17 protein-coding genes are annotated in these 22,069 nt (G+C 43.5%); 16 read left to right on the top strand and 1 reads right to left on the bottom strand.

The window, feature by feature from the left end:
• Positions 1-645, top strand: a complete 645-nt coding sequence (locus D0T87_RS18865; RefSeq protein ID WP_163176952.1) for an ATP-binding cassette domain-containing protein — start codon at positions 1-3, stop codon at positions 643-645.
• Positions 642-1,841 (top strand): ABC transporter permease, encoded by a 1,200-nt coding sequence (locus D0T87_RS18860; protein ID WP_163176950.1) that lies wholly within the window; start codon positions 642-644, stop codon positions 1,839-1,841. Before D0T87_RS18865 ends, D0T87_RS18860 begins: the two co-directional genes overlap by 4 nt.
• Positions 1,842-1,855: 14 nt before the next feature.
• Here D0T87_RS18860 and D0T87_RS18855 read toward each other — a convergent pair whose 3' ends face one another.
• A complete protein-coding gene (locus D0T87_RS18855) occupies positions 1,856-3,175 on the bottom strand; it encodes an NCS2 family permease (protein WP_163176947.1) in 1,320 nt (439 codons plus the stop codon).
• A 1,192-nt stretch (positions 3,176-4,367) separates the two neighbouring features.
• Here D0T87_RS18855 and D0T87_RS18850 point away from each other — a divergent pair.
• The 14 genes from D0T87_RS18850 (at position 4,368) to D0T87_RS18785 (ending at position 21,851) form a co-directional block, all read left to right on the top strand.
• Positions 4,368-4,901 carry a LytTR family transcriptional regulator DNA-binding domain-containing protein gene (locus D0T87_RS18850; protein WP_203558734.1) on the top strand — a complete coding sequence of 178 codons (534 nt, stop codon included), beginning with the start codon at positions 4,368-4,370 and terminating at the stop codon, positions 4,899-4,901.
• A gap of 356 nt (positions 4,902-5,257) precedes the next feature.
• Positions 5,258-6,175 carry a tRNA (adenosine(37)-N6)-dimethylallyltransferase MiaA gene (miaA, locus tag D0T87_RS18845; protein WP_163176943.1) on the top strand — a complete coding sequence of 306 codons (918 nt, stop codon included), beginning with the start codon at positions 5,258-5,260 and terminating at the stop codon, positions 6,173-6,175.
• 46 nt (positions 6,176-6,221) lie between these two features.
• On the top strand, positions 6,222-7,148 hold the full coding sequence (locus tag D0T87_RS18840) for a diacylglycerol kinase family protein (protein ID WP_163176941.1): 927 nt from the start codon (positions 6,222-6,224) through the stop codon (positions 7,146-7,148).
• A gap of 111 nt (positions 7,149-7,259) precedes the next feature.
• The gene (gene kdsA, locus D0T87_RS18835) at positions 7,260-8,102 is read left to right on the top strand and encodes a 3-deoxy-8-phosphooctulonate synthase (RefSeq protein WP_163176939.1); all 843 of its coding nucleotides are present in this window, start codon (positions 7,260-7,262) and stop codon (positions 8,100-8,102) included.
• Positions 8,103-8,291: 189 nt separating this feature from the next.
• Positions 8,292-11,120: a pitrilysin family protein gene (locus D0T87_RS18830; protein ID WP_163176937.1), complete on the top strand. Its 2,829-nt coding sequence runs from the start codon at positions 8,292-8,294 to the stop codon at positions 11,118-11,120.
• A gap of 15 nt (positions 11,121-11,135) precedes the next feature.
• The gene (locus D0T87_RS18825) at positions 11,136-12,626 is read left to right on the top strand and encodes a DUF5687 family protein (RefSeq protein ID WP_163176935.1); all 1,491 of its coding nucleotides are present in this window, start codon (positions 11,136-11,138) and stop codon (positions 12,624-12,626) included.
• 18 nt (positions 12,627-12,644) lie between these two features.
• Entirely contained in the window at positions 12,645-13,439 is a 795-nt protein-coding gene (locus tag D0T87_RS18820) for an ABC transporter ATP-binding protein (RefSeq protein WP_163176934.1), read from the top strand.
• Entirely contained in the window at positions 13,354-13,866 is a 513-nt protein-coding gene (locus D0T87_RS18815) for a C40 family peptidase (RefSeq protein WP_163176931.1), read from the top strand. The genes D0T87_RS18820 and D0T87_RS18815 overlap by 86 nt, the downstream gene beginning before the upstream one ends.
• Before the next feature lie 67 nt (positions 13,867-13,933).
• Positions 13,934-14,818 carry a TraB/GumN family protein gene (locus tag D0T87_RS18810; protein WP_163176929.1) on the top strand — a complete coding sequence of 295 codons (885 nt, stop codon included), beginning with the start codon at positions 13,934-13,936 and terminating at the stop codon, positions 14,816-14,818.
• Positions 14,819-15,056: 238 nt separating this feature from the next.
• Positions 15,057-15,374: a 50S ribosomal protein L21 gene (gene rplU / locus D0T87_RS18805; RefSeq protein WP_163176926.1), complete on the top strand. Its 318-nt coding sequence runs from the start codon at positions 15,057-15,059 to the stop codon at positions 15,372-15,374.
• A gap of 21 nt (positions 15,375-15,395) precedes the next feature.
• Complete coding sequence (rpmA, locus tag D0T87_RS18800) at positions 15,396-15,662, top strand: 50S ribosomal protein L27 (RefSeq protein ID WP_163176924.1); 267 nt, start codon at positions 15,396-15,398, stop codon at positions 15,660-15,662.
• A 322-nt stretch (positions 15,663-15,984) separates the two neighbouring features.
• On the top strand, positions 15,985-17,352 hold the full coding sequence (locus D0T87_RS18795; RefSeq protein WP_163176921.1) for a Gfo/Idh/MocA family protein: 1,368 nt from the start codon (positions 15,985-15,987) through the stop codon (positions 17,350-17,352).
• Between the two features lie 228 nt (positions 17,353-17,580).
• Complete coding sequence (gene serS, locus D0T87_RS18790) at positions 17,581-18,855, top strand: serine--tRNA ligase (protein ID WP_163176919.1); 1,275 nt, start codon at positions 17,581-17,583, stop codon at positions 18,853-18,855.
• Between the two features lie 707 nt (positions 18,856-19,562).
• Complete coding sequence (locus D0T87_RS18785; RefSeq protein WP_163176917.1) at positions 19,563-21,851, top strand: bifunctional dihydroorotate dehydrogenase B NAD binding subunit/NADPH-dependent glutamate synthase; 2,289 nt, start codon at positions 19,563-19,565, stop codon at positions 21,849-21,851.
• Positions 21,852-22,069: the final 218 nt, after the last annotated feature.

The following is a 22,069-nucleotide window of genomic DNA, read 5'->3' as shown; positions in this document are numbered from 1 at the left end:
ATGAATAGTATACATTTACGGCAAACACTCCCTGGAGTGTTTGCCGATCGTACTCATATCACATCCGATGTGTGGCATAAAGAAATCGTATTCAGCAAGGAAAAGACGTATCTTGTTGAAGCGGCTTCCGGCACAGGAAAGTCTTCTTTGTGTAGCTACATTTATGGTTACCGTAAGGATTATCAGGGTATTATTTGCTTTGACGAGATGAATATTACCTCCTTGTCCGTTACGGAATGGGTGGATATCAGGCGCCATTCGTTAAGTATACTATTTCAGGACCTCCGACTGTTTTCCGAATTGACAGCGCTCGAAAACATTCTGATCAAAAACGATCTTACCGGTTATAAGAAGAAAGACGAGATTATCACGCTGTTTGAGCAACTGGGCATAGAAGATAAGCTGAATATCCGGACAGATAAACTCTCTTTTGGACAGCAACAGCGCGTAGCCTTTATCCGCTCGCTCTGCCAACCCTTCGACTTTATCTTACTTGACGAACCTATCAGCCACCTGGACGATGCAAACGGACAGATCATGGCCGGGCTGCTCACAGCAGAAGCCGGCAAACAAGGTGCCGGGATCATCGTTACCTCTATCGGTAAGCATATTAACCTGAACTACGACAGTGTGTTAAAACTATGAACAGATTTATCGGAAAGCTTCTTCGCCAACACATCAGCATAGGGCAACTGACCGGCTTTTTCTTCGCCAATCTCTTCGGCATGGTCATCGTATTGCTCAGTATCCAGTTTTATAGGGATATAGCACCTGTTTTCACGCAAGGCGACAGTTTCATGAAGAAGGATTATATCATTGCTACTAAAAAGGTTAGCACGCTTGGCAACCTGGCCGGCAAAAGCAGTACCTTCTCCTCTGCCGAGATAGATGATTTGAAGAAACAATCATTCACCCGGAATGTAGGCGTTTTTACATCTACACAGTTTAGTGTATCGGCAGGCCTTACGATGGAAGGCACCGGAGTGCAAATGTCTACCGCGATGTTCTTCGAGTCGGTGTCCGATGAATATGTGGATGTAAAGCTGGATAAATGGCACTTTGATGAGAATAACCCGACGATACCTATTATTATTCCCCGCAATTATCTGAATCTTTATAACTTTGGTTTTGCACAATCGCGCAACCTTCCAAAACTTTCGGAGGGTTTGATGGGATTGATCAATATGGATGTTGTTTTACGAGGCAATGGGCAGGTAAAACGGTATAAAGGAAATATTGTTGGGTTCTCTAACCGGCTGAATACGATTCTTGTTCCACAATCTTTCATGGATTGGGCAAACAAGACATTTGCTCCCCATACTGAGCCGGCACCGTCGCGGTTGATTGTGGAAGTGAAGAATCCGGCCGACGCTGCTATTGCCACCTACTTCCAACAAAAAGGCTACGAAACGGAAGACGGAAAGCTTGATGCCGGAAAAACCACTTATTTCCTTAACCTGATTGTAGGGATAGTTCTGGCTGTTGGCCTGTTGATCAGTGCTTTGTCATTCTACATTCTGATGTTGAGCATCTTCTTGTTACTGCAAAAGAACACCACCAAACTGGAAAGTTTATTGCTCATCGGCTACAGTCCTAAACAAGTAGCCCTGCCCTATCAGGCGCTAACCATAGGGCTTAACCTTTTAGTTCTGGCTTTATCGGTGGGTATTGTACTGTTTTTACGTTCGCTCTATGCGGAGCCAATCGGCTTGCTGTTTCCTCAATTGGAAATGGGTTCCGTCCTACCGGCTATGGCAATAGGAGGGGCACTGTTTATCGTAGTGTCCTGGATAAATATTATTGCTGTGAAAAAGAAGGTAGATAACCTGTTCTTCAGCTAGGGGCAGATATCCCGTTAATATAAATGCAATGCATCGAGTACTATTTTCAATAAGAATAGTACCCCGATGACGTACATCGTGATCGACACGTCTTTAAATTTACCTGTACAGACTTTAATCAGCGTATAACTGAGCATACCGAATACAATCCCCTCGGCAATGCTGTATGTAAAAGGCATAAATGCAATGGTGAGGAATGCCGGGAGCCCATCGCTCATGTCGCTGAAATTGATCTTTACCACGGAAGATATCATAAACAATCCGACAATGATAAGCGCCGGGGAAGTTGCAGCGGCGGGTACCATCAAAAACAATGGGGCAAAGAACAGCGCCAATACAAACATCAATGCTGTGCCGACGGAAGTTAGCCCTGTCCGCCCACCAGATGCCACTCCGGATGCACTTTCTACATAGGCGGTAATGGTGCTCGTTCCCAGTATGGAACCAACAGTGGTGCCCAGTGCATCGGCAAAGAGTGCTTTTTTCATTTGAGGGAAATTGCCGTTCTCGTCTGCCAATCCGGTTTTAGAGATTACTCCAATCAAGGTTCCAACAGTATCGAACAGATTCACGAACAACAGCGAAAATACGACAATCACCATGTTGAGTGAAAGAATATGATCCCACTCGAACTGGGCAAATATGTGTGCGATAGAAGGAGGAAGACTGATTATACTGGCTTCGGGAAGTTTCACATCGCACAGAATAAGTCCAAACAGGGTGGCTGCTACAATACCTATTAATATAGAGCCATTGACATTTCTGACAAACAAAATTGCAGTTACCAGAAGTCCCAGAAAAGCAATCCATACGCCGTGTTGCGAAAAATCGCCCAATGCCAACAGGGTAGACGGATTGGCAACAACAATTCCCGCATTCTTCAATCCGATGAGTGTAATAAAAAGGCCGATTCCCACAGGAATTGCATCTTTCAGCACTTTCGGAATGCTTTTTACAATTAGTTCGCGAACATTGAAGAAAGTAAGCAGTATAAAGATCAATCCCTCAATAAATACCGCCGTCAAAGCAAATTGCCAGGAGTAGCCCATTGCTCCACAAATGGTGAAAGCAAAAAAAGCATTCAACCCCATGCCAGGCGCCTGGGCAATGGGAAGTTTGGCATAAAGAGCCATCACCAGAGTTGCAAATATCGCCGCCAAGGCAGTCGATGTGAAGAGCGCATCTTTATCCATACCCGTGGTAGACAATATACTCGGATTAACGATCAGGATGTAGGACATGGTAAGGAAAGTGATAAGTCCGGCTGCCAGTTCTTTACGTATTGTCGTATTATTCTCTTTTAACTTGAAGGTTCTCTCTAATATACTTTTCATAATCATTAAAATTGGGTGTTATGCTAAACGCCGACGAAAATACGGTATTTTTCTGTTTTAATGATAACACCAAAGCGTTTTTTCTCCTCAAAAGCCTCATTTTTCACCCGGAAATGGTGCACTGTCTCAGTGATGTTTATCCAGTGCCTGAGCCGGACTGATGCACTGGATCAATCTCCCTGACGCACTGGATGAATCTGGTTGAGGTACTGGATGAATCAGATTGATCTACTGCATCAGGGAGATTGACCTACCGGTTGAAGCAGATTTAGCCTATGGCTGGGGGAGATTGAACTACTGGCCGAACCTCATTAAGGCAGTGCTCTATTCGATAACAACCTGACTTTTCGGATTGCCCCAAAACTGATTTTAGCTGAATCCTTAAAAAAAACGAGCATCTCACGATGCCCGTTTTTGTTTATGTACACTTCAACAATTATAACTATTATTGATTAATTTGTGTTCATAACATTGTAAAACAGTGTATTTATATTTAGTTCCTAATCGTATTAAATAAAGAACCTTCTAGGAAGATATTATTAATGGTAAACCTATAATTATATGAATGAAGAGAAATCTCCCCATAAGTGATCTGGGATTTTTTTACATAAGATTTAAACAAAAAAAACGTATCAGACAGATAAAATATTCACAATTTAGTCTATTCTCGAACTCCACTATTCATCTAAACACAGACAAAGGTATATCATTAATTTAAGAATAACCCGGCCCGAATAATGCCCATGTACCCAAATCGGGATTTTTCATACACGAACCAACAATATACAGACTCAACCTAACACATTTTTAGCTCAAACAGAAGAAAAAAGCCAAAATCGACCAAATAAAACCAAAACATTCATATATAAACCACTATTTTCCCTGCAACTATACATATAACTTGCAAAGTTTTTATACATTTGCAACAATAGCATGCTGCTAGCTCAAAACAACTTAATACTAATTACGAATTTTTGGATAAATGATGGTGTATAATATACTAATCATAGACAGTGATCAGTCCTTCCAAATGCATTTAACGGAATTATTAGATCGCACAATACCCAGCTCGCACGTATTCCGGGCACAAAGTTTCCTAAACGCTATTGATATACTCGAAGAAAAGGAAATAAACCTTATGTATATTGATATTAATATATCAAAAGCCAATAGCAATCTTATTTCTGATAAAATGCAGAAATTTAACCAAAAGCCTCTTACCATTTTTCTATTATCCGAACAAGAAGGCATTCAATCCCCAAAAATCATAGGGGTTGAACCCATTGGCTATTTCATTAAGCCCAAAGAGTATCAGGTTTCATCTAAAGCCGAAAACATCGCCCACAAAGAACACATCGGAAAGAAAAAAGATTTGGATAAGGGAAAAGAAACCATTATGCTATCTACAGCAACCGGCGTATATCCTATCGTAAAAGACTCGATCCTGGCTATCGAAAGAACACAAAGAAACTTTCTGAATGTGTACACAGCCAAACGAACACTGAAACAAGCAAGAGGAACATTAGCCGAGTTTTCAAAAACACTGCCCGAAGATTTCGTCTTCATCAACCGGCAATGTATTGTCAACCGGACAGCAATAACCCGGATTATGCCTAAAACGCGGGAACTTTTTTTAGATATAGGATCTAGTGAAGTAACTTTCTCTTGCAGCCAGGATAAGATCAAGAACATTCTCACCTGGTTCAACTCCTTCAAAAGCTCATAATAAGCAGATAAGATCGGCGGTATGCCTTGCCTTTAATCGGCACGGCGGCTTGCTGCACCTGGCCGCCCCGCCTCGGGGCCGGGGCATAAAAAAAGGGATCACGCCTGACCCCAACCTTTGTTAACCTTAAATCTAATACTATGAAAAACACATTGCAAAGATACGGACTTTTTCCAAATCCGCAAGTTCCGTGTGCGAAAACAATCGTATTATAACACACTTTAAGACTTCCCGACTGTAAACCTTTAGAAATGTAAACGAAAAGAGTTTCCTGCCTATGATATCTTTTCAGTTATAAAGCATCGAACTTTCGGTGTCTTTTTCCTATCTTTGTGAAAATATCAACAAATAACCCCATGCCAAACTATGATTTAATCACCATATTAGGTCCTACAGCCTCGGGTAAAACACCCTTTGCTACTGCATTGGCATACGAGCTTGACGCAGAAATCATCAGTGCCGATTCGCGACAACTTTACCGGGGCATGGATCTAGGAACAGGCAAAGATCTGGATGATTATACCATAAATGGAAGGCAAATCCCCTATCACCTGATAGACATCGCCGAACCGGGATACAAATACAACGTATTTGAGTATCAACAAGACTTCCTTAAAGCATACGAAGATATACAGGAAAAGGGTAAACTCCCTATTCTGTGCGGTGGAACAGGCATGTATCTGGAATCCGTACTTAAAGGATACAAGCTCATTCCTGTACCCGAAAACCCGGAACTGCGACAAAAGCTGGCCGGTAAAACACTAAGCGAACTGACCGAAATTCTAAGTTCATACAAAACCCTACACAACAGTACAGATGTAGATACCGCCAAGCGGGCCATCCGGGCCATCGAAATTGAAGAATATTACGTAACAAACGATACGGAACAGAGAGAATTTCCGCCAATAAAGAGCCTCATCATCGGCTTAGACATAGAACGTGAGTTGCGTAGAGAAAAGATTAGTCGCCGGCTCAAACAACGTATAACCGATGGAATGATAGAAGAAGTGAAAGGACTGCTAGAGAAAGGAGTACCCGCTGCCGACCTGATTTACTATGGGCTGGAATACAAATTCCTCACATTATACGCAACCGGGCAAATAGAATATGACGAAATGTATAACGGATTGGAAACAGCCATTCACCAATTTGCCAAACGGCAAATGACCTGGTTCAGAGGAATGGAACGCCGCGGATTTGACATCTACTGGATTAATGCCAGCTTGCCAATGGAAGAAAAAATACAAGAAGCCAAAGCATTGCTCAACAGATAGAGTAAATAGTAATAAACAACGTAAGACCTAAAACGAGATATATAGTATGAGTGTAAACCCTGGGAAATGGGGGGTAATCTACAACCCTAAAGCCGGAACACGAAAAGCGCATAAACGCTGGAAGGAAATCAAAGAGTACATGGATAGCAAAGGAGTATCCTACGACTATGTACAATCCGAAGGTTTCGGGTCTGTGGAGAGACTGGCCGGAATCCTTGCCAACAATGACTATCGCACAATCGTAATAGTAGGTGGCGATGGTGCGCTTAATGATGCCATCAACGGCATCATGATGTCCAACGTGGAAAACAAAAGTGATATTGCCATTGGTATCATTCCCAATGGTATAGGCAACGATTTTGCCAGATATTGGGACGAAGACCTTGACTATAAAAAAGCTGTAGACTGCATTATTGATAACAGACAGAGAAAGATAGACGTAGGCTTTTGCCGCTATTACAACGGCAAAAGCCACGAACGCCGTTTCTTCGTGAATGCCGTTAACATCGGATTAGGAGCGCGTATCGTAAAGATCACCGACCAGGCCAAACGTTTCTGGGGAGTTAAATTCCTCTCCTACCTCACTGCTTTCTTCTTATTGTTCTTCGAGCGCAAACTATACCGTACACACCTGAAAATCAACGGTGAGCACATCCGCGGACGTGTAATGACGATCTGCGTTGGCAGCGCCAGCGGATATGGGCAAACACCAAGCGCCGTACCGTATAATGGTTGGTTGGACGTGTCCATCATCTATCGTCCCGAAGCACTGCAAATCTTCTCCGGGTTATGGATGCTTATTCAGGGACGCATACTGAATCATAAAGTAGTGAGGTCATACCGAACAAAAAAAGTAAAGGTATTACGTGCACGTAATGCATCTGTCGATCTGGACGGACGCTTACTACCCAAACATTTTCCTATAGAAATCGGGATTAAACCGGAAGCGGTTTCATTGATTATTCCGAAATAAAGAGTCCTCAGCCTCACCCCAGCCCTCTCCAAAGGAGAGAGAGAAGGGATAGTGGGGATAGAAACTATAGAGGCATTTTGAAAAATAGAAGCATAACAAAAAAAACATCAAATGAACAATAAAACAAGAGTAGCCCCCTTTCCCCTCTCCTTTGGAGAGGGCTGGGGTGAGGCTGTAAGTTCTTCTTTCTTCCTTCTGGCAGGCCCCTGCGTCATTGAAGGCGAAGATATGGCGATGCGCATTGCCGAACGAATCGTTACCATAACCGATAAGTTGAGAATACCTTATGTATTCAAAGGCTCATACCGCAAAGCAAACCGCTCCCGTTTGGATTCTTTCACCGGCATCGGCGATGAAAAAGCGTTGAAAGTATTGGAAAAGGTAAACAAAACTTTCGGTGTACCTACCGTAACGGATATCCATGCTCCCCACGAAGCCACCATGGCCGCTGAGTATGTTGATGTACTGCAAATTCCGGCTTTCCTCTGCCGACAAACAGACCTATTGGTTGCCGCTGCCGACACCGGAAAGATCGTAAATATAAAGAAAGGACAATTCCTGGCTCCCATGGCCATGCAGTTTGCCGTAGATAAAGTAGTAGAAGCCGGCAACCCCAATGTAATGATCACAGAACGGGGAACCACCTTCGGCTATCAAGATCTGGTGGTAGACTACCGCGGAATTCCGGAAATGAGAACAATCGGCTACCCCGTAATTCTTGATGTGACACACTCCCTGCAAAAGCCAAATCAAACCAGCGGAGTTACCGGAGGTATGCCCGAGCTTATCGAGACTGTAGCCAAAGCCGGTATTGCTGTGGGTGCGGACGGTATTTTCATTGAAACACATGAGAACCCGGCAGTAGCCAAAAGTGATGGTGCTAATATGCTGAAACTCGATCTTTTCGAAGACTTATTAGTGAAACTTGTTCGTATCCGCGAGGCTATCAAATAATAGTCTAAAATCTTATCATATTTTGAAACACAGATTAACGCAGATTTACACCGATTACTTATTAATTTAAAACTAATCAGTGTAAATCTGCGTTAATCTGTGTTTCAGAATAAAAAAAACAATTTCCCTTGTGATTTATTGAAAACCACAACGACAGATAAAGAAAAAAACAATTTTAATTATAACAATATGAAAAGATTCGTTTATTCTTTATTTATCGCTGCATTCATTTTATGCTGTGGTTTTACTTCGGTTTTTGCGCAACAGCAAATGCCTCCTATTCCTCTCGACCCTAACGTACGCGTAGGAAAACTGGACAATGGTCTTACCTATTATATACGTAAGAACAGTCTGCCCGAAAACAGAGCCGATTTCTACATCGCACAAAAAGTCGGTTCCATTCAGGAAACACCCGAACAAAGCGGATTGGCCCATTTCCTTGAGCACATGTGTTTCAATGGTACCACCCATTTCCCAGACAATCTCCTGAGAGAATATCTCGAAAGCATCGGCGTAAAGTTTGGCTATAATTTGAATGCCTATACTTCCGTTGACGAAACCGTATACAACATTAATGATGTTCCCGTTACCCGCGAAGGTGTAATCGACTCATGTCTGCTTATCCTGCACGACTGGGCAAACGACCTCACCCTCGATCCTAAAGAAATAGACAAAGAACGCGGAGTTATCCATGAAGAATGGCGCAGCCGTATGAGCGCCATGCAACGTTTAATGGAAAAATCTCTTCCTGTTATGTTTGAAGGCACAAAATATGCCAATTGTTTCCCTATCGGTAACATGGACGTTGTACTCAATTTCAAACCACAAACCCTGAGAGATTATTACGAGACATGGTATCGTCCCGATCTGCAAGGTATCGTCGTTGTTGGAGATATTGATGTAGACATGATCGAAAACAAGATTAAAGCATTATTTGCCGATATACCTGCACAACCTAATGCCCCTGAACGCATCTATTATCCTGTAAATGATAACGTTGATCCTATCGTTTTCATCGGACAAGACAAAGAGCAACCCAACATCCAGATCTTGCTTTTCAACAAACATGAAGCAACCCCTAACGCTCAAAAGGGAACGATGGATTATATGGTTATGGCTTATATCAAAGGACTTATTTCCGATATGTTTAATGCCCGCCTGAATGAAATACGCCAATCGGCCAACCCACCTTTTGTTTACGCAGGAGGATATGACAGCGATTTCTTTGTGGCTAAGACCAAAGATGCATTCACCGGATACGTGGTTTGTAAGGAAGATAATATCGAAGGCGGCTTTGCCACCCTATTGCGTGAAATCGAACGTGCCCGCCGCTTTGGATTCACCGAATCGGAATACAACCGTGCACGCGCCGAATACCTGCGACAAATAGAATCAAAATATAACGAAAGAGATAAAGAAAAGAACAGCAACTATACCTCTACATACGTGCGTCACTTCCTGGATAACGAACCTATGCCAGGTATCGAAAACACCTATGCTATTCTTAACCAGATTGCTCCAATGATTCCGGTACAAGCGGTTAACCAACTTTTCCCCGCATTGGTAACCGGAAGCAACCAGGTAGTTGCCCTGTTCGGACCTGAAAAAGAAGGTTTGACTTACCCAACTAAAGAAGCGCTTATTGATATCATCAATAAAATCAAGGCAGAGGAGCTCACTGCTTACGAAGACAAAGTATCCGATGAGCCACTCATTGCCAACATGCCAACACCTGGTAAAATTGTATCTGAAAAGAAAAACGAAATCTTCGGTACAACCCTACTAACACTATCAAACGGTGTGAAAGTGTTTGTGAAGCCCACCGACTTCAAAGCTGATGAAATCAGAATGACCGGAACCAGCTTCGGAGGTACCTCTTTATACCCTGTTTCTGATATAGTGAGCATCATGAATCTGAACTCTGTTGTTGCAGCAGGAGGATTAGGAAACTTTAGTCCGGTGGATCTGGAGAAAGCTTTAGCAGGCAAAAAAGCATCGGCTTCAGCATCTGTAAACCAGCTTACGGAAGATATTTCCGGTAATTGTTCGCCGAAAGACTTCGAAACAATGTTGCAACTGACCTACCTGTCATTCACCGCACCACGTAAAGATGCAGAAGCCTTTGAGTCTTTCAAGAGCCGTACAAAAGCTGCATTACAGAATCAAGAGTTACACCCGATGATGGCATTTGTAGATTCCGTTGGCTCTACCATCTATATGGGACACCCCAGAGCTAAACGTATGAAATCATATATGGTAGACCAGATTGATTACGATAAGGTATTGGAAATGTATAATGATCGTTTCAAGGACGCCAGCGACTTTACATTTACATTCGTAGGTAACATCAACCTTGAAGAAGCCAAACCATTAATCGAACAATACCTTGGCTCGCTTCCGGCTATCAACAGAAAAGAAACATTTGCCGATGTAAATCTTGTGCCACGTAAAGGCAGCTACAAAAACGAATTCATCAAAGAACAGGAAACTCCTAAGGCTTCGAATTTAGTTTACTATCATGGTGCATGCCCATACTCAATTAAGAATGTTGTGATGATGGATATATCGCATCAAGTCCTGAATCTGGTTTATACCGAGAAGGTACGTGAAGATGAAGGAGGAACATACGGAGTAAGTGTACAAGGTAGTCTGGGTAAATATCCACGTGAAGAATTCTCACTCGAAATATTCTTTGAAACATCTCCAGCCAAAAGAGATAAACTGATGGAAATAATCTTTGCCGAAGTACAAAGACTTGGTACAGAAGGACCATCGGAAACAAACCTCAATAAGGTAAAAGAATACATGCTGAAAAAACATGCCGAAAACCTGAAAGAGAACAATTACTGGATGGGTGCAATCAATACTTACGTTAAAAACGGAATTGACACAGTAGATGGATATGAATCCCTGATCAATAGTATCTCCATAAACGATATCCGTAATTTTGCTAATGACTTATTCGTAAAACAAAAGAATGAGATCGAAGTAAGCATGGTAAGCCCTGAAAAGAACTAAAAAAACATTTGTTCAATGCTATTTAACGAATTACGCCGACACAGCAAATTAGCCGCCAAAAGGCACCCGATGTACGAGAAGAACCGTTTTGGTAAATTCTTCATGTACTTCATGTCTGCCTTTTGGATTGGGTACCTGATCTTCTTTGGAGTATCATTTGCCACACTCTTCAAGGAGTCAGCACCCAATATGGAGCCATACCATCTCTTGAATTCCGGGTTGATATTTGTTCTTATCCTGGACTTCATTATGCGGTTTCCTTTCCAAAAGACACCTACGCAAGAGGTAAAGGCCTATTTGTTGCTTCCGGTAAAGAAAAACCGGTTGATTGATTTCCTGCTTATCCGCTCAGGATTAAGTTCGTTCAACGCCCTATGGTTGTTTTTCTTTATTTCATTCGCTATATTCAGCACCATCCCCAGATACTTCGGTATCTGGGGTATCATAACCTACGGTATAGGAATCTATCTTGTAATGATATTCAATAATTACTGGTTTCTGTTATGCCGTACGCTGATGCGCGAAAGGATTTGGTGGATACTACTTCCAATCGCCGTTTATGCCGTATTGGGTGCACTGGAGTTCACTCTCGATAGTTCACCAATCAGTACGTTTACAATGAATCTGGGCGAAGGATTTATCGAAGGAAACATTCTTGCCTTTCTGGTAGTTATCCTTGCTATCGTTATTATGTGGTTCATTAACCGTGCAATGATGTCTGGACTGATATATACGGAAATAAATAAGGTAGAAGATACGAAGGTAAGAACCATATCCGAATATAAATTCCTTGAACGTTATGGTGAAATTGGAGAGTACTTCCGTTTGGAGCTGAAAATGCTATTCCGCAATAAGCGCTGCAAATCTTCTTTGCGCAGTATAGCCATCATCGTTGTATTGTTCTCTGCCATACTCAGCTTTGCAAATGTTTATGACGGGGTTTTTATGAAAAACTTTATCGGCATATACAGCTTTGTTGCCTTCGGGACTGTTATCCTAACCCAAATTATGGGGTATGAAGGGAACTATCTTGATGGACTGATGACGCGTAAAGAATCCATCTACAGTTTACTGAAAGCCAAATATTATCTGTATAGTTTAGGCGTAATCATACCATTTATCCTGATGATACCGGCCATGATCATGGGAAAACTTTCGCCACTCAGCGGTTTCGCTTTTGCTTTCTTTGCCACAGGTCCTGTATACTTTATGCTATTCCAAATGGCCGTATACAACAACAAAACCGTTCCCTTAAATGAAGGACTAACAGGCCGGCAATCCTCAGGAACCGGATTTCAGACTCTAGTCAGTTTTGGTTCGTTTGGTTTGCCGATGATCGTTCTTTTCTCTCTCAATACCATATTCGGAGAAGTTGTGGGACAATGGATATTATTGGGCATCGGACTTGCCTTTACCCTGACATCACACATCTGGATAAAGAACGTATACAACCGGTTCATGAAACGCAGATATACCAATATGGAAGGTTTCCGTGATACCAAATAACTCATAACTCAAAACTTTATGATCACCATTAATAACCTCCAAAAACTCTTCGGACAAAAGAAGGCCGTAGACATTGAAAACTATACGATCAATCAGGGAGATATGCTTGGACTCGTAGGCAACAACGGAGCAGGCAAGACCACTCTCTTCCGTTTAATACTTGATTTACTTAAAGCAGATCAGGGAACAGTAACAATCAATGACATTGACGTCAGCAAGAGTGAAGACTGGAAAAATTTCACTGGTGCTTTCATTGATGATGGTTTCCTGATAGATTACCTTACGCCCGAAGAGTATTTCTATTTCATCGGTAAAATGTATGGCCTTAAGAAAGAAGAAGTTGACCAACGGCTCGCACCTTTCGAAAGATTTATGAACGGCGAAGTCATTGGACAAAAGAAATTTATTCGTAACTTTTCCGCCGGAAATAAGCAAAAGATTGGAATCATCTCCGCTATGCTTCACAAGCCACAGTTATTGATACTGGACGAACCATTCAATTTTCTTGACCCTAGTTCGCAATCCATCATCAAAAACATACTCAAGAAGTATAATGAAGAGACAAATGCAACCGTGCTCATTTCCAGCCATAATCTGAATCATACGGTCGACGTATGCCCAAGAATTGCATTATTGGAACACGGCATCATCATACGCGATATTGCCAACGAAAACAATTCTGCAGAAAAAGAACTGGAAATATATTTCAATGTAGTAGAAGTTACCGATGAAGAAATATCTGATACAGACTCTCCTATTGACAACCCTGGTGATGGGGCTGAGCTCCTGCCGGACAACAACACCGAAAGTTGACTATAAAGCTCTGGCCAAAGCCTCCATTAAACTTGGAATGGACATTGGGTATGAGGATAGCCATGTTTTATACACCGAGGCATCCGGCTGGCTGGGAACACGTTACCGATCGGGAGGCAGTAGCAAGAACGGAACAGACTGCTCCGGACTGGCATCACAGATATACCATAAAGTATATCGCATCAGGCTACCACGAACCTCGGATGCACAGTATAATAACAGCAACAAGATAACCAAACGCAATCTGCGCGAAGGAGATCTGGTCTTCTTTACAAGTAACCGGTCGGGAAAACGGGTAGCACATTCCGGAATTTATCTTAAAGACGGGAAGTTTATTCATGCCAGCACTAGCCGCGGAGTTATTATCAGCAGTCTGAATGAAGATTATTATCGAAAACACTGGAAATCAGGTGGAAGATATAAATAGCGACAACGTGCCGCAGCGAGGTGTCGGCAAGCCGACCTACACAAACTTTTTAAACCCAATACAAAAAATGAAAAAGATTATAGGAACTTTATTCTTTATAGGCCTTGCACTAAGTGCAAATGCACAACTTTTATGGAAGGTATCAGGTAACGGGCTTGAGAAACCTTCATATATTTTTGGTACACACCATCTTGCATCATACAGTATTCTGGAGAAAGTTGAAGGTTTAATGCCGGCATTCGACGAAACATCACAAGTAGTAGGCGAGCTCAAAATGTCGGATATGCAATCGTCGGCTGCCATGCAGATCATGCAGCAACAAATGATGATGACTGGCGATCAGACCATCAAAGGTCTGTTTACTGAGGACGAATATAACATGGTCAACAAGTTCGTAAAAGAAAACATGCAGTTTGACCTTGCCATGATGCCTAAACTGAAACCTGCATTCATCACAAACAATATTGTATTGTTGCTATATATGAAGAATGTGAAAGGATATAATCCACAAGAACAACTCGATACTTATTTCCAGACCAAAGCACAGGAAAAAGGGAAAGAGGTAGCCGCATTGGAAACGATGGAATTCCAGGTGAACCTGCTTTTCAATTCAACGCCGGTAGAAAGGCAAGCAGAAGTTCTTGCATGTACACTTAGCGATGTAGACAAAACACTTAGCGATACACAAAAACTTGCCGATGCTTATATGGCGCAAGATCTTAAAACCATACTGGAACTTGCAACAAAGAAAGATGGTACGAAATGCGATCCACTTCCCGGAGAACTGGAAGCATTGACCGATAACCGCAATGTGATATGGATGGAAAAACTTCCGGGTATGATGAAAGAACAACCCACTTTCGTTGCTGTGGGCGCACTCCACTTGGTAGGCAAAAAAGGACTGATCAATCTATTCAAAGAAGCCGGATATACTATTGAACCGGTAAAATAAGAAACTCCCAGAATACTTTCACCGTAGGGGCGGTTCGCGAACCGCCCAATGCGCAGAATACACAGTAAACCATTTTCGGGCGGTTCGCGAACCGCCCCTACAGAAAACATGAACTTTTCTTGCACAAAACAAATATAAACACTAATTTTGTGCCCTGATTATTCCGCACCGGGTAGAAAAGTGCTCTCTAAGTGATTAAAGACCACCCGACGGAGAAAACCTGTATATATAATAACAGATGTACGCAATCGTAGAAATCAACGGTCAACAGTTCAAAGCTGAAGCCGGAAAGAAATTGTTCGTTCACCACATCCAAAATGCAGAAAATGGTGCGACAGTAGAGTTTGACAAAGTTCTTTTAGTAGACAACAACGGCACAATCACCGTAGGCGCTCCTACAGTAGAAGGCGCAAAAGTTGTTTGCCAAGTGGTGTCGGGCATGGTAAAAGGTGATAAAGTTCTTGTTTTCCACAAGAAAAGAAGAAAAGGTTACAGAAAATTGAACGGTCACCGTCAACAATTCACAGAGTTAACAATTACAGAAGTAGTAGCTTAATCATTAAACAAGTAAGAAGAAATGGCACATAAGAAAGGTGTCGGTAGTTCGAAGAACGGCCGCGAATCAGCAAGTAAGAGATTAGGCGTTAAGATATTTGGTGGCGAAACTTGCAAAGCAGGTAACATCATCGTTCGTCAAAGAGGTACAGAATTCCACCCAGGTGAAAACATGGGTATGGGTAGAGACCACACTCTTTTCGCTTTAGTAGATGGAACAGTTAGCTTCAAGAAAGGTAAAAACGATAAGAGATCAGTTTCTATCGTTCCAGCAGAAACCGAAGCATAAGAAGATTTAAAATCTTAAAACATAAAAGAAGAGTGGTAATCGTCAGGTTATCGCTCTTCTTCTTTTTTGAACCGCAGAGTTACGCAGATTAACGCAGAGTTATAAACTAAAAGAAAACCCTGCGTTAATCTGCGTAACTCTGCGGTTCAAAACAAAAACGACAGATACAAGCATCTTAATCTCAACCGCTTAGTGGACTATTTGACGGAAAAGGCGTAATAATTGGTTTTTATAAAAACTCCCCTACTCTTTCCAGAAGTTTTCGTATATATTTGTTCTCAGACTAATTAATTTATTCGTTCAACCAAGAAAAACGCATACTATGGACAGACGAAAATTTCTGAAAACAAGCGGAGCAGTAGCCGGAGGATTGATGGCACATTCCGCACTAGGCTTCACCCCGGATAAGGATGAGAAAGCCAACCCCAAGAGCAAAAAAATACGTTATGCAATGGTAGGCTGCGGACACCGCGGAGCCGGAATGTGGGGTAAACAACTCGTTGATACCGGTTACAAAGATTACATTGAGTTTGTGGGATTATGTGACACTAATCCGGGAAGAATCGAATACACGAAGCAAGTAATCAATGAACCAAACTGCCCCGGATTCTCGGACTTCAACGAGATGTTGAAAACAACCAAGCCCGATGTGGTTATGGTGACAACAACCGACGCTACCCACGATGAATTTATCGTCAAAGCACTGGATGCAGGAGTAGACGTGATCACAGAAAAGCCAATGACTACGGATGAGGATAAGTGCCAGGCTATTCTTGATGCACAAAAACGCTCGGGCAAGAAAGTAACCGTAACTTTCAATTACAGATACTCACCTCACCGGGCCAAGATTTATGAATTACTTCGTGAGGGAGAAATAGGCGAAATCACATCTGTTGATTTCCATTGGTATCTGGATACAAGCCACGGAGCAGATTATTTCCGTCGCTGGCATGGATATAGGAAACACAGCGGTAGCTTGTTGGTGCACAAGTCAACGCATCATTTCGACTTACTGAATTGGTGGATTGCTTCAGAACCGGAAGAAGTTTTTGCTTACGGGGCGCTTGAATTCTATGGAAAGAATGGCAAATTCCGTGGAAAGAATTGCCGTCTATGCGACCATAAAACCGAATGCCAGTTTTACCGGGATATCACCAAAGAGAAACGGCTTATGGACTTGTATGCCGAGAATGAAAAGTACGATGGTTATTTCCGCGATGGCTGCGTATTCCGCGAAGATATTGATATTTTCGACAAAATGGCTGTACAGATCCGATATGCAAACAAGGTACAGGTCAGTTATTCATTGACCACTTATTCTCCTTACGAGGGGTATCGCATAGCTTTTAACGGAACCAAGGGGCGCATAGATGCCTGGATAAAAGAACGCCAACCGTGGGAAGAACTGGAAGATGGAGATGTAATCCGTCTGACAAAGAACTTCGGTAAAGCTAAGATTATTCGTGTTATGCCGCAAAAGGGAGGACACGGCGGAGGCGACCCGATTCTGCACGCCCACTTGTTTAAAGATCAGGATTTACCTGACACAATGAAGCAGGCTGCCGGAGTACGCGAAGGAGCGATGTCAATATTGACAGGTGTTGCAGCGCGTAAGAGTATTGATACGGGAAAACCGATCAAGATAGAATCGTTGACTACGTTAAAACCGAAAGTTAATACGCTGGAATAGGGGTGACTCTAGTTTGTTGATCTTTTTATTTAGCCACGGATTTCACGGATTGCGCGGATTAAGAAACACGGATTTTTTTATATTTAAATTTATCCGTGGCATTATAATCCACGCAATCCGTGAAATCCGTGGCTATACTATTTAATTCACATTCAACGCATAGCCAACCGATTGAAAAAAGTTTTATCTTTGTGCATTCTTAAAAGAAAACTAAAAAACAAATAAGATATGCTCACCATTAAACAAATTACGGAGAATACCGAAGCCGTTCTAAGCGGGCTGGAAAAGAAGCATTTCAAGAATGCCAAAGAAACGATAGAGAAGGTTATTGAAGTTAACGAAACCAGAAGAAATACCCAGACCGGGCTGGATAATAGTCTGGCAGAAGTAAACGCACTTTCAAAAACCATCGGACAGCTCATGAAAGAGGGTAAGAAAGAAGAAGCCGAATCTGCCCGTGCACGCGTTGGTGAGCTAAAAGAGAAAAATAAAGCGCTGGAAGCGACTCTCAGCGAAGCAGTAAATGAGCTTCAGGAGCTTCTGTATACCATTCCCAATATCCCTCATGAAAGCGTGCCCGAAGGCACAAGCGCCGAGGACAATGTGGTTGAACGTACCGGAGGACACGATGCTGATCTTCCCGCCGATGCCCTGCCCCACTGGGAACTGGCCAAGAAATATGATCTGATTGACTTTGAGCTTGGTGTTAAAATCACCGGAGCCGGTTTTCCTGTATATAAAGGCAAAGGCGCCCGCCTGCAAAGAGCATTGATTAACTTCTTCCTGGACGAAGCCCGCGATGCCGGATATCTGGAAATCGAACCGCCTTATGTGGTTAACGAAGCTTCCGGTTACGGAACGGGGCAGTTGCCGGACAAAGAAGGACAGATGTATCATGCAACAGCGGATAATCTATACCTGATTCCAACAGCCGAAGTACCTGTGACTAACATCTATCGCGATGTTATTCTGGAAGAAAAAGACCTGCCGATCAAGAACTGTGCATACTCTGCCTGTTTCCGTCGTGAAGCCGGATCTTATGGTAAAGATGTACGTGGTTTGAACCGTTTGCACCAATTTAATAAAGTGGAAATTGTTCGTATTGATAGGCCGGAACATTCTTATGAGTCACTCAATGAAATGATTGCCCATGTAGAAAACCTGGTTTCAAAGCTGGGATTGCCTTATCGCATTCTTCGCCTTTGTGGTGGTGATATGAGTTTCACTTCTGCTATCACTTTCGACTTTGAGGTGTATTCGGCTGCACAAAAACGTTGGTTGGAAGTTAGTTCTGTTTCTAACTTCGAGTCTTATCAAGCTAATCGTTTGAAATGCCGTTACCGCAATGCAGAAAAGAAAACAGAGTTATGTCATACGTTGAATGGTTCTGCACTGGCACTCCCACGTATTGTTGCCGCATTGCTGGAAAATTATCAAACACCGGAAGGCATCCGCATACCCGAGGTATTGGTACCTTATTGTGGGTTTGATATAATTGATTAATGCTATAGTCTTATAAAGGTTTTAGCGTATAACGGATTGGAAATGAATTAAAAGTAAATGGTTAACTGTAGGGGCGGTTCGCGAACCGCCCAATGCACAGAATACACAGGAAACCATTTTCGGGCGGTTCGCGAACCGCCCCTACAGTAAATCATTTACATCAAAACCAATTAAAAAGGAGTGAACCATAGATAAGAAAATATCCCCGCCTGGTTCAACCTTCATACAAGTCTTTTATCTCAAAAGAAGTGTCACATCTAACACACCCTTCCGGAATGGCGATGGACAGGGAGAGATAGAGAACCATATATTACACAGAAATATCATTCTAATATCACAAGTATCATTTGGAGTTCTTTGCTTTTGCAGTTGCATTTTCTATGTCGGAAACGCAATTAAGCAGAAGATGCTTATACAATTGGCTTGCTGACACCCGGGTGTCAAGCCTCTTCACACCCGGGTGTTAGCTCTATTGAGACCCGGGTGTGAACAGGTTTGACACCCGGGTCTCAGAAGCAAAAAGAAACTGCATTTTCAAAACCGCTTCACTGTGTATTTAAAACTAAGCCGTAATATTCTTAAAACTAAGCCGCAATGTTAGCTCAGAAACACTGTATTTCTTTCATATTTCCCAAATAAGCAGTATCTTTGCACGGAATATCATAATGACAGCAAGTACGTAATAAAAATAACTAATTTGATAGGCAATGAACAAAATCATTAGCAAAGAACAATTCTCCGACAAGGTTTTCAAACTCGAGATCGACGCACCACTCATTGCAAGATCGCGCAAAGCAGGACACTTCGTTATCGTACGCGTGGGCGAAAAAGGCGAACGTGTGCCGCTCACCATTGCAGGCGCCGATACACAAAAAGGCACCATCACACTGGTGGTACAAGAAGTAGGCCTTTCGTCGAAACGACTTGCAGCATTGGAAGTGGGCCAGTACATCACCGACGTAGTGGGACCGCTGGGGCAAGCCACGCATATCGAAAACTTCGGAACCGTGGTATGTGCCGGAGGAGGCGTAGGTGTTGCACCCATGCTACCTATTGTTCAGGCATTGAAAGCAGCCGGCAACCGGGTAATCACCGTATTGGCAGGACGTACGAAAGAACTCATCATTCTTGAGAAAGAAATGCGTGAGAGCTCCGACGAAGTGATTATTATGACCGACGACGGATCATACGGACGCAAAGGACTCGTCACCGAGGGCGTTGAAGAAGTCATCAAGCGCGAAACGGTGAACAAATGTTTCGCCATCGGCCCGGCCATTATGATGAAGTTCGTTTGTCTGCTTACTAAAAAATACGACATACCTACCGATGTTTCGCTAAACACCATTATGGTCGACGGTACGGGGATGTGCGGCGCCTGCCGTATAACCGTGGGCGGAAAGACCCGCTTTGTTTGCGTAGATGGTCCCGAATTTGACGGACATCAGGTAGATTTCGACGAAATGCTGAAACGCATGGGGGCGTTCAAATCTATCGAACGCGAAGAAATGAACAAGCTCGGCGCTACATGCGAAATCGCCCAACCCGCCGACGAGAAAGACCGTAATGCACCGTGGCGCGAAGAGCTTCGCAAAAGCCTGAAAGCCAAAGAGCGCAGCAGCATCAGCCGCATTCCGATGAACGAACTTACACCGGAATACCGCATCGCAAACCGCATGGAAGAGGTGAACAAGGGGTTGACCAAAGAGCAGGCCGTGGTAGAAGCCAAGCGCTGCCTGGACTGCGCCAATCCCGGATGCGTACAGGGCTGCCCGGTCGAGATTGACATTCCGCGCTTCATTAAAAACATAGAACGTGGCGAGTTCCTCGAGGCCGCCAAGACGTTGAAAGAGACAAGCGCTCTGCCCGCCGTTTGCGGACGGGTTTGTCCACAGGAGAAACAGTGCGAAGCCAAATGTATACACCTCAAAATGGGTAAAGAGGCCGTAGCCATCGGCAACCTCGAACGCTTTGCAGCCGACTACGAACGGGAGAGCGGACAAATATACATCCCCGAAATCAAAAACAAGAACGGAATCAAAATAGCCGTCATCGGCTCCGGTCCCGCCGGGCTTTCCTTCGCCGGAGACATGGTGAAATACGGGTTCGACGTAACGGTATTCGAAGCCTTGCACGAAATCGGCGGGGTACTGAAATACGGTATCCCCGAATTCCGTCTGCCCAACAAAATTGTCGATGTAGAGATTGAAAGCCTCGGCAAAATGGGCGTCAAATTCGAGAAAGACTGCATCGTAGGTAAAACCATCAGTGTAGAAAACCTGAAAGAAGAAGGCTTCCAGGGGTTCTTCGTTGCATCCGGAGCCGGACTGCCGAACTTCATGAACATCCCGGGCGAGAACTCGATCAACATCATGTCGTCCAACGAATACCTCACCCGCGTCAACTTGATGGATGCCGCAAGCCCCGACTCGGACACTCCGGTTACCTTCGGGAAGAATGTAGCCGTTATCGGTGGTGGTAACACGGCTATGGACTCCGTGCGCACAGCCAAGCGCCTGGGGGCGGAAAGGGCCATGATCATCTACCGTCGCTCGGAAGAAGAAATGCCGGCACGTATCGAGGAAGTGAAGCATGCCAAGGAAGAGGGAGTTGAATTCCTCACCCTCCACAACCCCATCGAATATATTGCCGACGAAGAAGGAAAGGTAAAACAAGTGATCCTGCAAAGAATGGAACTTGGCGAACCCGATGCTTCGGGACGCCGCAGGCCGGTTGCCATTCCGGGAGCTACGGAAACCATAGACATCGACCTGGCTATTGTGAGCGTGGGCGTGTCGCCCAACCCCATCGTGCCAAGCTCAATCAAAGGACTGGAAATGGGTAAGTGGGGCACAATCAACGTAGACGACAATATGGAGTCGTCCATCCCGATGATCTATGCCGGAGGCGATATTGTACGCGGTGGTGCTACCGTGATTCTCGCCATGGGCGATGGCAGGAAAGCCGCAGCGGCAATGGCAACGAAGTATCGCAAATAAGGTTAATATATTTTAGCCACGGATTACACGTAATCCGTGCAATCCGTGGCTAATAAACAAAAGAAATCCCGTTCCAATCAAGTTGAAACGGGATTTCTTTATCTGTTATATCAAACCACCTCCTGAGTTTGGCGCTGGGACACCCAAATCAAAATCCGAACATTTTGGCAAGCGCTTTTTGCTCTTCGGATAGAAGCAGTACTCTTTTTATAGTCCTA

The sequence above is a fragment of the Bacteroides sp. 51 genome, from assembly GCF_010500965.1.
In the GTDB taxonomy this organism is placed as follows: domain Bacteria; phylum Bacteroidota; class Bacteroidia; order Bacteroidales; family Bacteroidaceae; genus Bacteroides.
The sequence above is the reverse complement of the archived record's forward strand: the minus strand, read 5'-3'. Positions and strand labels throughout refer to the sequence as shown.

Excerpts from the sequence above, each read along its gene's own strand:
- D0T87_RS18860 (WP_163176950.1), top strand. The coding sequence starts at position 642 with ATGAACAGATTTATCGGAAAGCTTCTTCGCCAACACATCAGCATAGGG.
- D0T87_RS18865 (WP_163176952.1), top strand. The coding sequence starts at position 1 with ATGAATAGTATACATTTACGGCAAACACTCCCTGGAGTGTTTGCCGAT.
- D0T87_RS18795 (WP_163176921.1), top strand. The coding sequence starts at position 15,985 with ATGGACAGACGAAAATTTCTGAAAACAAGCGGAGCAGTAGCCGGAGGA.
- D0T87_RS18820 (WP_163176934.1), top strand. The coding sequence starts at position 12,645 with ATGATCACCATTAATAACCTCCAAAAACTCTTCGGACAAAAGAAGGCC.
- D0T87_RS18785 (WP_163176917.1), top strand. The coding sequence starts at position 19,563 with ATGAACAAAATCATTAGCAAAGAACAATTCTCCGACAAGGTTTTCAAA.
- rplU (WP_163176926.1), top strand. The coding sequence starts at position 15,057 with ATGTACGCAATCGTAGAAATCAACGGTCAACAGTTCAAAGCTGAAGCC.
- rpmA (WP_163176924.1), top strand. The coding sequence starts at position 15,396 with ATGGCACATAAGAAAGGTGTCGGTAGTTCGAAGAACGGCCGCGAATCA.
- D0T87_RS18810 (WP_163176929.1), top strand. The coding sequence starts at position 13,934 with ATGAAAAAGATTATAGGAACTTTATTCTTTATAGGCCTTGCACTAAGT.
- D0T87_RS18850 (WP_203558734.1), top strand. The coding sequence starts at position 4,368 with ATGCAGAAATTTAACCAAAAGCCTCTTACCATTTTTCTATTATCCGAA.
- D0T87_RS18830 (WP_163176937.1), top strand. The coding sequence starts at position 8,292 with ATGAAAAGATTCGTTTATTCTTTATTTATCGCTGCATTCATTTTATGC.
- miaA (WP_163176943.1), top strand. The coding sequence starts at position 5,258 with ATGCCAAACTATGATTTAATCACCATATTAGGTCCTACAGCCTCGGGT.
- D0T87_RS18855 (WP_163176947.1), bottom strand. The coding sequence starts at position 3,175 with ATGAAAAGTATATTAGAGAGAACCTTCAAGTTAAAAGAGAATAATACG.
- D0T87_RS18815 (WP_163176931.1), top strand. The coding sequence starts at position 13,354 with ATGAAGAAATATCTGATACAGACTCTCCTATTGACAACCCTGGTGATG.
- serS (WP_163176919.1), top strand. The coding sequence starts at position 17,581 with ATGCTCACCATTAAACAAATTACGGAGAATACCGAAGCCGTTCTAAGC.
- D0T87_RS18840 (WP_163176941.1), top strand. The coding sequence starts at position 6,222 with ATGAGTGTAAACCCTGGGAAATGGGGGGTAATCTACAACCCTAAAGCC.
- D0T87_RS18825 (WP_163176935.1), top strand. The coding sequence starts at position 11,136 with ATGCTATTTAACGAATTACGCCGACACAGCAAATTAGCCGCCAAAAGG.
- kdsA (WP_163176939.1), top strand. The coding sequence starts at position 7,260 with ATGAACAATAAAACAAGAGTAGCCCCCTTTCCCCTCTCCTTTGGAGAG.